At 72.1% G+C, this 12885-nt stretch carries 12 protein-coding genes; 5 read left to right on the forward strand and 7 right to left on the reverse strand.

Translation table 11 applies throughout. The features are described 5' to 3' along the window. Positions 1–90 precede the first annotated feature (90 nt). Positions 91–516 (forward strand): globin, encoded by a 426-nt coding sequence (locus ACFQGL_RS22165; RefSeq protein ID WP_377514201.1) that lies wholly within the window; start codon positions 91–93, stop codon positions 514–516. A 34-nt stretch (positions 517–550) separates the two neighbouring features. On the opposite strand, the gene ACFQGL_RS22170 is transcribed toward ACFQGL_RS22165, so the two are convergent. From ACFQGL_RS22170 to ettA, 4 genes are all read right to left on the reverse strand, one after another. After that, positions 551–1135: a type III secretion system chaperone family protein gene (locus ACFQGL_RS22170; protein WP_377514203.1), complete on the reverse strand. Its 585-nt coding sequence runs from the start codon at positions 1133–1135 to the stop codon at positions 551–553. Between the two features lie 131 nt (positions 1136–1266). Next, positions 1267–1995, reverse strand: coding sequence for a DUF8185 domain-containing protein (locus tag ACFQGL_RS22175; protein ID WP_377514205.1), 729 nt, complete (start codon positions 1993–1995; stop codon positions 1267–1269). After that, the gene (locus ACFQGL_RS22180; RefSeq protein ID WP_377514206.1) at positions 1992–2438 is read right to left on the reverse strand and encodes an acyl-CoA thioesterase; all 447 of its coding nucleotides are present in this window, start codon (positions 2436–2438) and stop codon (positions 1992–1994) included. Before ACFQGL_RS22180 ends, ACFQGL_RS22175 begins: the two co-directional genes overlap by 4 nt. A 12-nt stretch (positions 2439–2450) precedes the next feature. Then, complete coding sequence (ettA, locus tag ACFQGL_RS22185) at positions 2451–4127, reverse strand: energy-dependent translational throttle protein EttA (RefSeq protein WP_377514207.1); 1677 nt, start codon at positions 4125–4127, stop codon at positions 2451–2453. 211 nt (positions 4128–4338) lie between these two features. On the opposite strand from ettA, the gene ACFQGL_RS22190 reads away from it, so the two are divergent. The 4 genes from ACFQGL_RS22190 (at position 4339) to otsB (ending at position 9148) form a co-directional block, all read left to right on the forward strand. Further along, the gene (locus ACFQGL_RS22190; RefSeq protein ID WP_377514208.1) at positions 4339–4623 is read left to right on the forward strand and encodes a hypothetical protein; all 285 of its coding nucleotides are present in this window, start codon (positions 4339–4341) and stop codon (positions 4621–4623) included. Then, positions 4616–5002 (forward strand): hypothetical protein, encoded by a 387-nt coding sequence (locus tag ACFQGL_RS22195; RefSeq protein WP_377514210.1) that lies wholly within the window; start codon positions 4616–4618, stop codon positions 5000–5002. Before ACFQGL_RS22190 ends, ACFQGL_RS22195 begins: the two co-directional genes overlap by 8 nt. 142 nt (positions 5003–5144) lie before the next feature. Further along, the gene (locus tag ACFQGL_RS22200) at positions 5145–6545 is read left to right on the forward strand and encodes an alpha,alpha-trehalose-phosphate synthase (UDP-forming) (RefSeq protein ID WP_377514212.1); all 1401 of its coding nucleotides are present in this window, start codon (positions 5145–5147) and stop codon (positions 6543–6545) included. A 41-nt stretch (positions 6546–6586) separates the two neighbouring features. Next, positions 6587–9148 carry a trehalose-phosphatase gene (gene otsB, locus ACFQGL_RS22205; RefSeq protein WP_377514344.1) on the forward strand — a complete coding sequence of 854 codons (2562 nt, stop codon included), beginning with the start codon at positions 6587–6589 and terminating at the stop codon, positions 9146–9148. Positions 9149–9339: 191 nt separating this feature from the next. On the opposite strand, the gene cobA is transcribed toward otsB, so the two are convergent. Genes cobA through cobC form a run of 3 tightly spaced genes read right to left on the reverse strand, consistent with a single transcriptional unit; the run spans position 9340 to position 12807 of the window. After that, positions 9340–10572, reverse strand: a complete 1233-nt coding sequence (cobA, locus tag ACFQGL_RS22210) for a uroporphyrinogen-III C-methyltransferase (protein WP_377514213.1) — start codon at positions 10570–10572, stop codon at positions 9340–9342. Between the two features lie 40 nt (positions 10573–10612). Continuing rightward, complete coding sequence (gene cobT / locus ACFQGL_RS22215; RefSeq protein ID WP_377514214.1) at positions 10613–11707, reverse strand: nicotinate-nucleotide--dimethylbenzimidazole phosphoribosyltransferase; 1095 nt, start codon at positions 11705–11707, stop codon at positions 10613–10615. After that, positions 11704–12807, reverse strand: coding sequence for an Rv2231c family pyridoxal phosphate-dependent protein CobC (gene cobC, locus ACFQGL_RS22220; protein ID WP_377514216.1), 1104 nt, complete (start codon positions 12805–12807; stop codon positions 11704–11706). The genes cobT and cobC overlap by 4 nt, the downstream gene beginning before the upstream one ends. Between the last annotated feature and the right edge of the window lie 78 nt (positions 12808–12885).

Here is a 12885-nt window from a genome sequence, read left to right on the forward strand (position 1 = left end):
CCGGCGAGCCGACGCGTGCGGGCCGTGGCGTGACCCGACCCACGGCGTCCGGGTCGGGCCGGCACCGCGCGCACCTGGCAGGATGGAACGGTGAATCCCGCAGGTGACTCCGACCGTCCCGGTGCGTCGACGACCCTCTTCGAGGCGGTCGGCGGCGAGCCCACCTTCCGCAAGCTGGTGGACGAGTTCTACGCCGGCGTGGCCACCGACCCCTTGCTGCGACCGATGTACCCGGAGGATCTGGGTCCGGCAGCGGATCGGATGACCCTGTTCCTGATGCAGTACTGGGGCGGGCCGAACACCTACTCCGCCCAGCGCGGGCACCCTCGGCTCCGGATGCGGCACGCCCCGTTCCGGATCGGCGAGGCCGAGCGGGACGCCTGGCTGCGGCAGATGCGCCGCGCGGTGGACCGGCTCGAACTGGAGCCGGAGGTCGCCGGCACACTCTGGGACTACCTGGAGCGGGCCGCGTACTTCATGGTCAACGCCACCGAGGACCCGGCCGCCGGCCACTGACGGCCCCGTGCCGGGCTCCCGGCCCGTCCCGGCGTCAGAGCAGCGCGCCCTCGTCGTGCAGCCAGTCCACGAAGCTGGTGGCCACCGCCGCGCCGCAGTCCAGCATCTCGACCAGCAGTGCGTCGTGGGTGCCGGCGCCGAGCGGCACCTGAAGCTCGGCGTAGATTGGCAGCTGACCGCGCTCGGTCGGATCGCCGATGTACGCCTTGCAGAACCGCCGGGTGTGGTTCCACTCGTTGACCACCCGGTAGGCCCGGTCGGCCCAGTCCGGCGGCACCGTGGCGTGCGGACGGGCCCGCATCACCAGGATCTCGTCCTCCGGCCCTTCGAGAGTGACCAGTACGGCGTGCCGCTCCCACATGGCCAGCAGGTTGCCGTCGCCGTCGGCCAGATATCGCACGTCGAGCAGATCGAGTGCGTCACAGACCCGGCGCAGGCTCACCGGCTCGATGGTGGCGGGCATCTCGGTCAGCACGGGCCGCTCGTTGGCCGCGCAGTCGTCCCCCGGTTGACGGGGGCTGGGTGGCCCGACCCGGACCGCGCTCTCCACTGTGATCCCGCTTCGGGCTTCCGGCTCGCCACCCTCGGTGGGACCCGGGCGCCATGACCACCACGGCATCGCTCGTGCACCTCACTCCCCAGCGGATCCAGCCGCCTACGGTGCGTTGGATCCGAGGATGGACGGTACCCGGACAGCCGGGTTGAAGCATCCCCCCAACGACCGCCCCGGGCCAGAAGAATGAGCCGGGGTCATCCGTTCGGACGAGTAGCCAGGGGTGTCACGGCAAGATCGGTGGCCTTCTGCGACCAGGCCGCTCCGTATGGTCCCACCAGGCCAACCCACCGGCTGGCGACCCGCACCTGGACGGCGGCCTCGGTGGTAGCGCCTGCGGGGCTCTCGGTCGGGCCGAGGAAGCCCATCCGGACCAGTCCCTGCACCAGCCGCTGAGACACCTCCACCGGCGGCCCGGGCGGATCGTCCGGTGTGACCAGCACGGCCACGTGGTCGAGCAGCGCGTCGCGCAGTACCCGCTGGCCCACCGCACGACCGGCCACGCCCTGCTCGCTGGCGGTACGCAGGGTGCCGGCCGCCGCGTCCGCGATCCGCCGCAGCTCGGCCACCGGCAGCGCCTCCACCGGGCGGCTGCGCACCGGCGGCAGTGGCCACCGCCACTGCGCGTCCCGGCGCGACGGCAGCGCCCCGCCACCGCGTTCCAGCTCCGCCAGCAGCTCTGCGGCGGCCACCGTGACGTCCCCTGCGGCACCGTCGGCGGGTCCGCCGGCGACCGTCCGCACCACCAGCACCTGCCACGGCAGCCGGGCCCACAGGGCGACCCGGCCGGGGGCACCGGCTGGCCGCAGCCGGACCGGTGCGACCGGATCCAGCCGGACCAGCCGGGCCAGGAACGCCCCCGCGTCGGTCACTCCGGTCAGGCCGTGCTCGGGCGTCGACGCCGCCACCCGATCCGGCCGGGTCACGCCCCGCCGCCCTGCGGGGCGTACGTGAGCAGGAACTCCCGCTCCTCGGGCGTGATCCGCCGGGGCACCTGACGGGACAGGTCGAACGGCACCAGCACCGAGCGGGCCTGGCTGGCCAGAACCTCGCCGTCGTACAGCTCGTAGGCGACGGTGAACCGGGAGGCCCGGATCTCCTCCACCCACAGCTCGATCCGGACGGTGGGCGCCGCCTCGGCGGTGGCCCGGCCCAGCGCGTAGTCGACCGGGCGCAGGTAGTCGACCTCGTGCCGACGGATCACGACCCCGTCGGCGAACGAGCCGACCCCCCACGCCCGGCCGCCGGCGAACATCAACGCCACCCGCGCCTCCTCGTACAGGGTGAGGAAGCGCGAGTTGTTGATGTGGCCGTACGCGTCCAGGTCGGACCAGCGCAGCGTGCAGTGGTAGACGAACCGGTCAGACACCTTGTCGGCCGGTCAGTCGCGGGTCAGCTTGCGGTACGTCACCCGGTGCGGCCGGGCGGCCTCCGCGCCGAGACGGTCGACTTTGTTCTTCTCGTACGCCTCGAAGTTGCCCTCGAACCAGAACCACTTGGCCGGGTTCTGGTCGTCGCCCTCCCAGGCCAGGATGTGCGTGGCGACCCGGTCCAGGAACATCCGGTCGTGCGAGATGACCACGGCGCAGCCGGGGAACTCCAGCAGCGCGTTCTCCAGGCTGGACAGGGTCTCCACGTCCAGGTCGTTGGTCGGCTCGTCGAGCAGGATGACGTTGCCGCCGATCTTCAGGGTCAGCGCCAGGTTGAGCCGGTTGCGCTCGCCACCGGAGAGGACCTTGGTCGGCTTCTGCTGGTCCGGGCCCTTGAAGCCGAACGCGGCGATGTACGCCCGCGACGGCATCTCGACCTTGCCCACCATCAGGTAGTCGAGCCCGTCGGACACGACCTCCCAGACGGTCTTGTCGCCGTTGAGGCCCTCACGGTTCTGGTCGACGTACGACAGCGAGACCGTCTCACCGACCCGGACCGAGCCGTCGGTCGGCTGCTCCAGCCCGACGATGGTCTTGAACAGCGTGGTCTTGCCGACGCCGTTGGGGCCGATGATGCCGACGATGCCGTTGCGCGGCAGCGAGAACGACAGGTCGTCGATCAGCACCCGGTCGCCGAAGCCCTTGGTGAGGTGGGACGCCTCGATGACCGTGCTGCCCAGGCGCGGGCCCGGCGGGATCTGGATCTCCTCGAAGTCCAGCTTGCGGGTCTTCTCCGCCTCGGTGGCCATCTCGTCGTACCGGTCCAGGCGGGCCTTGGACTTGGTCTGCCGGGCCTTGGCGTTGGAGCGGACCCACTCCAGCTCCTCGGTGAGGCGCTTCTTCATCTTGGCGTCGCGGCGGCCCTCGACGGCCAGCCGGGCGGCCTTCTTCTCCAGGTAGGTGGAGTAGTTGCCCTCGTACGGGTACGTCCGGCCGCGGTCCAGCTCCAGGATCCAGTTGGCCACGTTGTCCAGGAAGTACCGGTCGTGGGTGATCGCCATGACGGTGCCGGCGTACTTGGCCAGGTGCTGCTCCAGCCAGGAGACGCTCTCCGCGTCCAGGTGGTTGGTGGGCTCGTCGAGCAGCAGCAGGTCGGGCGCCTCCAGCAGCAGCTTGCAGAGCGCGACCCGGCGGCGCTCACCACCGGAGAGCTGGGTCACGTCGGCGTCCGGCGGGGGGCAGCGCAGCGCGTCCATGGCCAGTTCGAGCTTGGAGTCGACGTCCCAGGCGTCGAGGTGGTCCAGCTCCTCCTGGAGCTTGCCCATCTCCTCCATCAGCTCGTCGGAGTAGTCGGTGGCCATCTGCTCGGCGATCTTGTTGAACCGCTCCAGCTTGGCCTTGGTCTCGGCGACCGCCTCCTCGACGTTGCCGAGCACGGTCTTGGAGTCGTTGAGCGGAGGCTCCTGGGCGAGCATGCCGACGGTGTAGCCGGGCATCAGCCGGGCCTCGCCGTTGCTCGGCTTGTCCAGCCCTGCCATGATCTTGAGCAGGCTGGACTTGCCGGCGCCGTTCGGACCGAGCACACCGATCTTGGCCCCCGGCAGGAAGCTCAACGTCACGTTGTCGAGCACGACCTTGTCGCCGTGCGCCTTGCGCGCCTTTTCCAGGACGTAGATGTACTGGGCCACGGTGCGGGCTACCTCCGTCGGTTGCTGTCGCCTGAGCGGCGGCGCGGCGCGGGCTCCGATCTTCGCCCGCCGCCGCCGGCCGGGGGCCGGCCGCACGCACGCCATCGTCAATCCTGACAGGTACGGCACGCTTCGCCCACATCACCCCGCCCCGGGAGTACGCCGGCGAGGCGCATTGGCGAGCGAGGTATCACCAGCTAACGTTTCTGGTATGACCAAGAAGATCGCGATCAGCGTGCCCGACGACGTGGCGGAGCGACTCGCGGAGGAACCCAACGTTTCCGCCTTCATCACCGACAGCGTTCGTCAGCGGATGGCTGGCGAGCGCACACGGCGGGCACTTCGACAGGTGGGCTTCCAGCTCACCGACGAAGGTCTCGCCGAGGCGGGCAGGAAACTCGACGAGGCACACGCGAAGATCACTCCGGAGTTGCGCGCGCAGGCAGCCGCCCTGCTGAGCGAGGCATCTCGCGGACGGATGACGATTCGTGACTGACGCCGGTCTCGTCCTCGACACCGCATGTCTTCTCGCCTACTCCGAAGGCGTGGAAGCAGTCGGGGAGCAGATCGCGAAGGTCGCGGACAAGCGACAGTCCGTGATCGTCCCGGCGCTCTGCCTGGCCGCCGCGTACCGCCAGGTGGCCCACGACGGCTGGCCCCTGCTCGACATCGTCGGCGACCTGGACCAGGTCGTTGTGACACCGGTGGAGCACGACATGTGCGCGATCCTGGGCGGTTGGTCGCGGAGCCTTGGCGGCATGGATCTGGCCCAGGCCGCGATGGAGGCCGCGAGGGCGACCACACCGATCATGACGGATCAACGAGAGCTGCTCGGCGAGGTGTTGCCCAAGGCGTGGCCGATCATCGACCTCTGAGCGGAGACTGTCGACAAGATCACCTCTAGGATACGGCGAACACGAGGGCGGGTAGGGAACTCCGGCACGGGGCACCAGACGCCGCAGCTACGCTCAGTACGCTCATCGCGATGGACCCGTCAGTACCCGGAGGTGGCCGATCGTGACCGTCCGTAGCTCCTTTGTCGTAGTGGCGAACCGCCTGCCGGTCGACGAGGTGAGCACACCCGAGGGACGGCAGTGGCGACGCAGCCCGGGCGGGCTCGTCACCGCACTGCATCCCGTGTTGGCCGAGCACCAGGGCACCTGGGTCGGCTGGGCCGGCGGCACCGGTGCCGCCCCCGAGCCGTTCGACCTGGAGGGCATCCGGCTGCACCCGGTCCCGCTGAGCGCCGAGGAGCTGGAGCGCTACTACGAGGGCCAGTCCAACGCGACGATCTGGCCGCTCTACCACGACGCCGTGGAGACGCCGGCCTACAAGCGGCGCTGGCGTGAGGCGTACCGGCTGGTCAACGCACGGTTCGCGGAGGCCGCGGCGGACGTCGCGGCCGAGGGCGCGACGGTCTGGGTGCAGGACTACCAGCTCCAGTTGGTGCCGGCGATGCTCCGGGAGCTTCGGCCGGACCTGCGGATCGGTTTCTTCCTGCACATCCCGTTTCCGCCGATCGAGCTGTTCATGCAGATGCCGTTCCGCACCGAGATCCTGCGGGGTCTGCTCGGCGCCGACCTGGTCGGCTTCCAGCAGCGCCTCGCCGCGCAGAACTTCGTCCGGCTGGCCCGGCACCTGCTCGGGCTGCGCTACGAGGGGCAGATGATCCAGGTCGACGGGCGGCAGGTGAAGGCCGGCGCCTTCCCCATCTCGATCGACACCCACGAGATGGAGCGGATGGCCGCCGACCCGGCGGTGCAGGCGCGGGCCAAGCAGATCCGCGCCGAACTGGGCGACCCGAAGACGATAATCCTGGGCGTGGACCGGCTGGATTACACCAAGGGCATCGAGTTGCGGCTCAAGGCCTTCCGCGAACTGCTGGCTGACGGAAAGTTGACAGTTCCGGACGCCGTGATGGTGCAGGTGGCCACGCCGAGCCGGGAACGCGTCGAGCACTACCAGGCACTTCGGGTCAAGGTGGAGCGCGAGGTAGGCCGGATTAATGGCGAATTTGGCCGGGTCGGCGTGCCGGCGGTGCACTACCTGCATCAGTCGTACAGTCGCAGTGAACTGGCCGCGATGTACGTCGCTGCCGACGTGATGATGGTGACCCCGCTGCGAGACGGAATGAATCTGGTAGCCAAGGAGTACGTCGCATCGCGCGCCGACCAGGGTGGCGCGCTCGTGCTCAGCGAATTTGCCGGCGCAGCCACCGAGCTGCGTCAGGCCTTTCTGTGTAACCCGCACGACCCGGACGCGGTCAAGGACGCCCTGCTCCGGGCAGTGCACGTGGAGAAAACCGAGGCGCGCCGCCGGATGCGGACAATGCAACGTCACCTGCGTACCCACGACGTGGGGCACTGGGCCAAGTCTTTCCTCTCCGAGCTTGGAGTATCCGAGGCGGAGGCCGCGTGAACGCGCCCGTCACCGACGGAGCAGCGATCGCCACCGGGGTGATGGACCCCGAGTTGCGCTCCGCCATCGGTCGGATCGCCCGGGTCCCCCAGCTCCTGATCGCCTGCGACTACGACGGCACACTCGCGCCGATCGTGGAGGACCCGAGTACGGCCGTACCGCTGCCCGAGTCGGTGGCGGCGGTCCGCGCGCTCGCCGCGCTGCCGCAGTCCACCGTGGCGGTGGTCTCCGGCCGGGCGCTGCGTGACCTGGCCGCGCTCTCCCGGCTGCCCAGCGAGGTACACCTCGTCGGCAGCCACGGCTCCGAGTTCGACATCGGCTTCGTCGAGCGGCTCTCCCCCGAGCTGATCGCGGTGCGCACCCGGGTTCGGGACGCGCTGCGCGAGATCGCCGGCCAGCACCCGGGCATCCGGCTGGAACGCAAGCCGGCCAGCGTCGCGGTGCACACGCGCGGGGTCGACCCGCAGATCGCCGCCGCGGCCATCGAGGCCGTCCGCATCGGCCCCGCGACCTGGGACGGCGTCACGGTCACCCAGGGCAAGGAGGTCATCGAGCTCTCCGTGGTGGCCACCCACAAGGGCACCGCGGTCGACCAGTTGCGGACCCAGCTCGCGGCCAGCGCGGTGCTCTTCATCGGCGACGACGTGACCGACGAGAACGCGTTCGGCAACCTGCACGGCCCGGACCTGGGCATCAAGATCGGCCCCGGCGACACCCAGGCCGACTACCGGGTGGCCGATCCGCTGGAGGCGGCCCGGGCGCTCGGTCTGCTGCTGGAGACCCGCCGGCACTGGCTGTTCGGCGAGCGGGCGGTGCCCATCGAGCGGCACTCGATGCTGTCCAACGGACGCACCGTCGCGCTGCTCACCCCGGAAGCCAAGATCAGCTGGCTCTGCCACCCCAAGCCGGACTCGGCGGCGATCTTCGCCGACCTGGTCGGCGGCAGCCCGGCCGGTCACTTCAGCATCACCCCGGAACGCGGCGGCATCCCGCTGGGCCAGCGCTACCGCTCCGGGACGATGACCGTGGAGACCCGGTGGTCCGGGCTCACCGTCACCGACTGGCTGGACAAGCCGGCCCGGGAGACCACCCCGGACGGCCCCGCGGTGGTCACCGGCGACTCGACCCTGGTGCGGGTGCTCACCGGCAGCGGCAAGACCCGGCTGGAGTTCGCGCCACGGCCCGAGTTCGGCCAGGTCGCCGTGCAGTTGCAGCCGCTGCGCGACGGCCTGCTGGTGCTCGGCTCCAACGAACCGATCGCCCTCTACTCCCCCGGCGTGCAGTGGCAGGTCGGCAACGACGGCGGGTACGAGACCGCCAAGGCGGTCGTCGACCTCAACGCCGCCGGCGGGCAGGTCGTGTTGGAACTGCGCTTCGGTACGCACAGCCTGGAGCACCACCGGGTGCCGATCCAGGACCGGCAGGCCGCCGCCGAGCAGCCGTGGAAGGACTGGGTGGCCTCGCTGCGGCTGCCGAGCACCGCCCGCGACCTGGTCGCCCGCAGCGCGCTCACCCTGCGGGGGCTGTGCCACGAGGCGACCGGCTCGATCCTGGCCGCGGCGACCACCTCGCTCCCCGAGGAACTGGGCGGCGTCCGCAACTGGGACTACCGCTACTGCTGGCTGCGCGACGCGGCACTGACCGCCCGCGCACTGGTCGACCTGGGTTCCGTCGAAGAGGCCGAGGCACTGCTGCGCTGGGTGGACGGCTGCATCGAGCGCACCGGTGGTCACCCGGAGCGGCTGCACCCGCTCTACACGATCGACGGATACGAGCTGGGCGCCGAGGCGGTCATCGACACGCTGCCCGGCTACGCCGGCTCCCGGCCGGTCCGGGTCGGCAACCTCGCCAACCACCAGCTCCAGCTGGACGTCTTCGGCCCGATCGCCGACCTGATCGCGGCCGTCGCCGACGCGCGCGGCTCGGTCCGTGAGGACGAGTGGCGGGTGCTGGAGAACATGGTCGAGGCGGTCCGCCGCCGCTGGCACGAGCCCGACCACGGCATCTGGGAGGCCCGGCTGCCACCTCGGCACCACGTGTTCTCCAAGGTGATGTGCTGGATGACCGTCGACCGGGCGCTGCACGTGATGCGCCAGCACGGCGGCGAGGACCGGCCCGAGTGGGTGGAGCTGCGCGACCGGATCGGCGCCAACGTGCTGGAGCACGGGTGGCACGAGGACGTCGAGGCGTACAGCGTCGCGTACGGCGACGAGGACATGGACGCCTCCTCGCTCTGGATCGGGCTCTCCGGCCTGCTCCCGGGCGACGACCCGCGCTTCCTGTCCACGGTGCTCCGGATCGAGGCGGACCTGCGCAGCGGCCCGGTCGTCTACCGCTACCACTGGGACGACGGCCTGCCCGGCCGCGAGGGCGGCTTCCACATCTGCACGGCGTGGCTGATCGAGGCGTACCTGCGCACCGGCCGCCGCACCGACGCCGAGGAGCTGTTCGCGCAGATGGTGCTCACCGCCGGCCCGACCGGCCTGCTCCCCGAGCAGTACGACCCGCTCGCCGAGCGCGGGCTGGGCAACCACCCGCAGGCGTACAGCCACCTCGGGCTGATCCGCTGTGCTCTGCTGCTGGACAACATGCTCAAGCAGTAGTCCACGCCCCCCACTCCGCCGCCCGTCTCTGTCCCGCCCGCCAAGATCACTTTGTCCTGAGTAGTTGCAGAGGCCCCGCCACAACTACTCAGGACAAAGTGATCAACGCGGCCGGGCGGGGTGCCGGGAGGCGGAGTGGCGGCCGGCGGAGTGGCGGGGGCGCGGAGTGGTGGGGCGGCAGACGCCCCTCCTCAGACGTCCAGGGTGCCCACGACGTCGCCCACCACGACCACCGCCGGCGGGCGTAGGTTCGCCGCTACGGCGTCGGCGGCCACCGCGCCGAGGGTGGACCGCAGCGAGCGTTGGGCGCCCGTGGTGGCCTCCTGGACGACAGCGGTCGGCGTCTGCGGCGACCTCCCGTGGGCGATCAGGGTGGCCGTGATGGCGGCCAGGTTCTTCAGTCCCATCAGGATCACCAGCGTCCCGCGCAGACCCGCGAGGGCTTCCCAGCGCACCAGCGAGGCCGGCGCGTCGGGCGCGAGGTGTCCGGAGACCACGGTGAACTCGTGCGCCACCGACCGGTGGGTCACCGGGATGCCCGCTGCCGCCGGTGCCGCGATCGAGCTGGTCACACCGGGGACCACGGTCACCGGTACGCCGGCCGCCGCGCAGGCCAGCAGCTCCTCGCCGCCCCGGCCGAAGACGTACGGGTCGCCACCCTTGAGTCGGACCACGAAGGCACCGGCAAGTGCCCGGTCGACCAGGATCCGGTTGATCTCCTCCTGGGCTCGGGACGGGCCGTACGGGATCTTCGAGGCGTCCACCAGCTCGACGTCGGCGCGTAGTTCGTCCAGCAGCAGGCCGGGCACCAACCGGTCGGCCACCACCACGTCGGCCTCGGTGAGCAGCCGCCAGCCCTTCACGGTGATCAGTTCCGGGTCACCCGGCCCCGCTCCGACCAGCGCGACCCGCCCACCCGGTTGAGCGTTAGGAAGGGACCCTTCCTCTACCGCAGGCGTTAACAAGGTGCCCTTCCTTGCACCGAGGAGGTCGCGGATTGCGTCGCGGACGGTCATCGCGCGGCGGGGGTCACCGCCGCCGAGCACCGCTACGGTGACCGGGCCGTGCCGGGTCACCGCCGGGGTCCAGGCGGTTGCGGCCGTACGGTCGTCGGCGCGGACGCAGAAGACCCTGCGCTGGGCGGCGGCGACGCTCACCGACTCGGCGGCGAGCGGGTCGTCGACGGCCACCTGGACCAGCCAGGCGCCGTCCAGGTCGTCGGGTGCGAACCGGCGCGGCACCCAGCGCAGCCGCCCGGCGTCCGCCTGCGCGCGCAGCGCCGGGGTCAGCTCCGGTGCCACCAGCAGGACGTCCGCGCCGGCGTCCAGCAGCGCCGGCACCCGCCGGGTCGCCACCGCGCCACCGCCCACCACGACCACCCGCCGCCCTTCCAGGCGCAGACCAAGGGGGTACGGATTGCTCACGCCGCCGCCTCGCTGCGCTGCCGCCGGATGGGTTGCTCGCTCACTTCTCGGCCACACCGGCGGCGTCGAAGGTGGCCACCTCGTGCAGTACCCGGACCGCGCCGGTGACCACCGGCAGCGCCAGCAGCGCTCCGGTGCCCTCGCCGAGGCGCAGCCCCAGGTCGATCAGCGGGTCGAGGCCGAGGTGGCGCAGCGCCACCGTCGCGCCCGGCTCGGCCGAACGGTGACCGGCGACCATGGCGCTGACCGCGTCCGGGGCGAACGCGGCGGCGGCGAGCGCGGCGGAGACCGCGATCACGCCGTCCAGCAGCACCGGTGTGCGGCGGGCCGCGGCGCCCAGGATCAGTCCGGCCAGCGCGGCGTGCTCCAGGCCGCCGACGGCGGCCAGCACACCCAGCGGATTGGCCGGGTCGGGCTGGTGCCGGGCCAGGGCGGCCCGCACCACCGCCACCTTCCGGGTGTACGTCGGATCGTCGACCCCGGTGCCCCGGCCGGTGGCGTCGGCCGGATCGGCGCCGGTGAACGCGGCGACCAGGGCGGCGGCCGGTGTGGTGTTGCCGATGCCCATGTCACCGGTGAGCAGGATGCCGGCCCCGGCGTCGATCAGTTCGTCGGCGATCCGGATCCCGGTCTGCACCGCCGCCCGCGCCTCGTCCCGGGTGAGCGCGGCGGTGACCGCGAGGTCCCGGGTGCCCCGGCGGATGGTCGCGGCGACCAGCCGGGGCGTGGACGGGTCGAGGACGGCCGGACCGGACGCGTCGGCGGCTCCGGCGGGCAGCGGGGTGGCCACGCCGACGTCGACCACGGTCACCGAGGCGCCGGCCTGCCGGGCGAACGCGTTGACCACCGCGCCGCCGGCCAGGAAGTTGCCGATCATCTGCCCGGTGACCTCCTGCGGCCACGGGGTCACCCCCTGGGCGTGCACCCCGTGGTCACCGGCGAAGATCGCCACCGCGGCCGGCTCGGGTAGGGGCGGAGGGCAGGCCGCGGCCAGGCCGGCGAGGCGTACCGACAGCTCTTCCAGCGCGCCCAGCGAGCCCGCCGGCTTGGTCAGCCGGCCGTGCAGCTCGCGGGCGGCGGCCATGGCCGACGCGTCCGGCGGGCGGATCGCCGCGATCGTGGTCTCCAACGTCATGCCTCCATGATCTCGCGCAGCACGCCGATGAACGTGTCGGTGGTGGACGGGTCGCGCACCGCCACCCGCAGCCAGTCCGGGCCGAGACCGGGAAAGGTGTCGCCCCGGCGTACCGCCCAGCCCCGATCGCGCAGGGCCGCCCGCACCCGCATCGCTCCGGGCCGGTGCAGCAGCACGAATGCGCTGGCCGGGCGGCCGACGACGCGTACACCGGGCAGGTCGGCCAGGCGGGCGACCAGGTGGTCGCGGTCGGCGGCGAGTTCGGCGGCGATCGCGCGTTCGGCCTGGACCGCGACGGGGGTGGCGCAGGCCGACGCGGCGGCCAGCGCGGGAGTGGAGACGGCCCAGAGCGGTTGGACGGCGGCGAGCCGGGACAGCAGCTCCGGAGCGCCGAGCAGGTAGCCGATCCGTAGCCCGGCCAGGCCCCAGGTCTTGGTGAGGCTGCGCACCACGAGCAGCCCGGGCAGGTCGCGGCGGTCGGCCAACGACGCCGGCTCGCCGGGCAGCCCGGGGGCGGCGGTGGTGTCGGCGAACGCCTCGTCGACGACCAGCACCCGGCCCGGGCGGGCCAGCGCGGCCACGGTCTGTGCGGGGTGCAGCACCGAGGTGGGGTTCGTCGGGTTGCCGATCATCACGAGGTCGGCGTCTGCGGGTACCCGGGCCGGGTCGAGCCGGAAGTCCTCGGCGGGATCCAGCAGAACCCGCTCCACCGGGTGCCCGGCGGCTCGCAGCGCCGCCTCCGGCTCGGTGAACTGGGGGTGCACCACCACCGGCCGGCGGACGCCGCGCAGGGCCTGGGCGATCAACACGAAGCCCTCGGCCGCGCCGGCGGTGAGCAGTACCTCGTCCGGGTGACGCCGGTGTCGGGCGGCGACTGCGGCCCGGGCCGACGACGGGTCCGGATAGCGGGCCAGGTCGGTGAGGGTGGCGGCGATCGGACCGGCCAGCCAGGGCGGCAGCGGTGCCTGGCGGACGTTCACGGCGAGGTCGACCAGACCCGCGCCCACCTCCGCGTCGCCGTGGTGTGCGAGGTCCGGCTCGGGGACGGCCGGCAGTTCGGCCCCGACGGCCGGTGCCGCCTCGCTCTGGTGACCACGCATGCTCGCGATCCTGCCGGGAAGGCCGCCGGTGGGACAGCTGATCTCGGGGTAAGTCGCGTCACCCACCGCCGATTTATG

It is taken from the genome of Micromonospora vulcania (assembly GCF_042658605.1).
Taxonomy (GTDB): Bacteria; Actinomycetota; Actinomycetes; order Mycobacteriales; family Micromonosporaceae; genus Micromonospora; species Micromonospora vulcania.

Excerpts from the sequence above, each read along its gene's own strand:
- ACFQGL_RS22170 (WP_377514203.1), bottom strand. The coding sequence starts at position 1,135 with ATGCCGTGGTGGTCATGGCGCCCGGGTCCCACCGAGGGTGGCGAGCCG.
- ACFQGL_RS22190 (WP_377514208.1), top strand. The coding sequence starts at position 4,339 with ATGACCAAGAAGATCGCGATCAGCGTGCCCGACGACGTGGCGGAGCGA.
- otsB (WP_377514344.1), top strand. The coding sequence starts at position 6,587 with ATGGACCCCGAGTTGCGCTCCGCCATCGGTCGGATCGCCCGGGTCCCC.
- cobT (WP_377514214.1), bottom strand. The coding sequence starts at position 11,707 with ATGACGTTGGAGACCACGATCGCGGCGATCCGCCCGCCGGACGCGTCG.
- cobC (WP_377514216.1), bottom strand. The coding sequence starts at position 12,807 with ATGCGTGGTCACCAGAGCGAGGCGGCACCGGCCGTCGGGGCCGAACTG.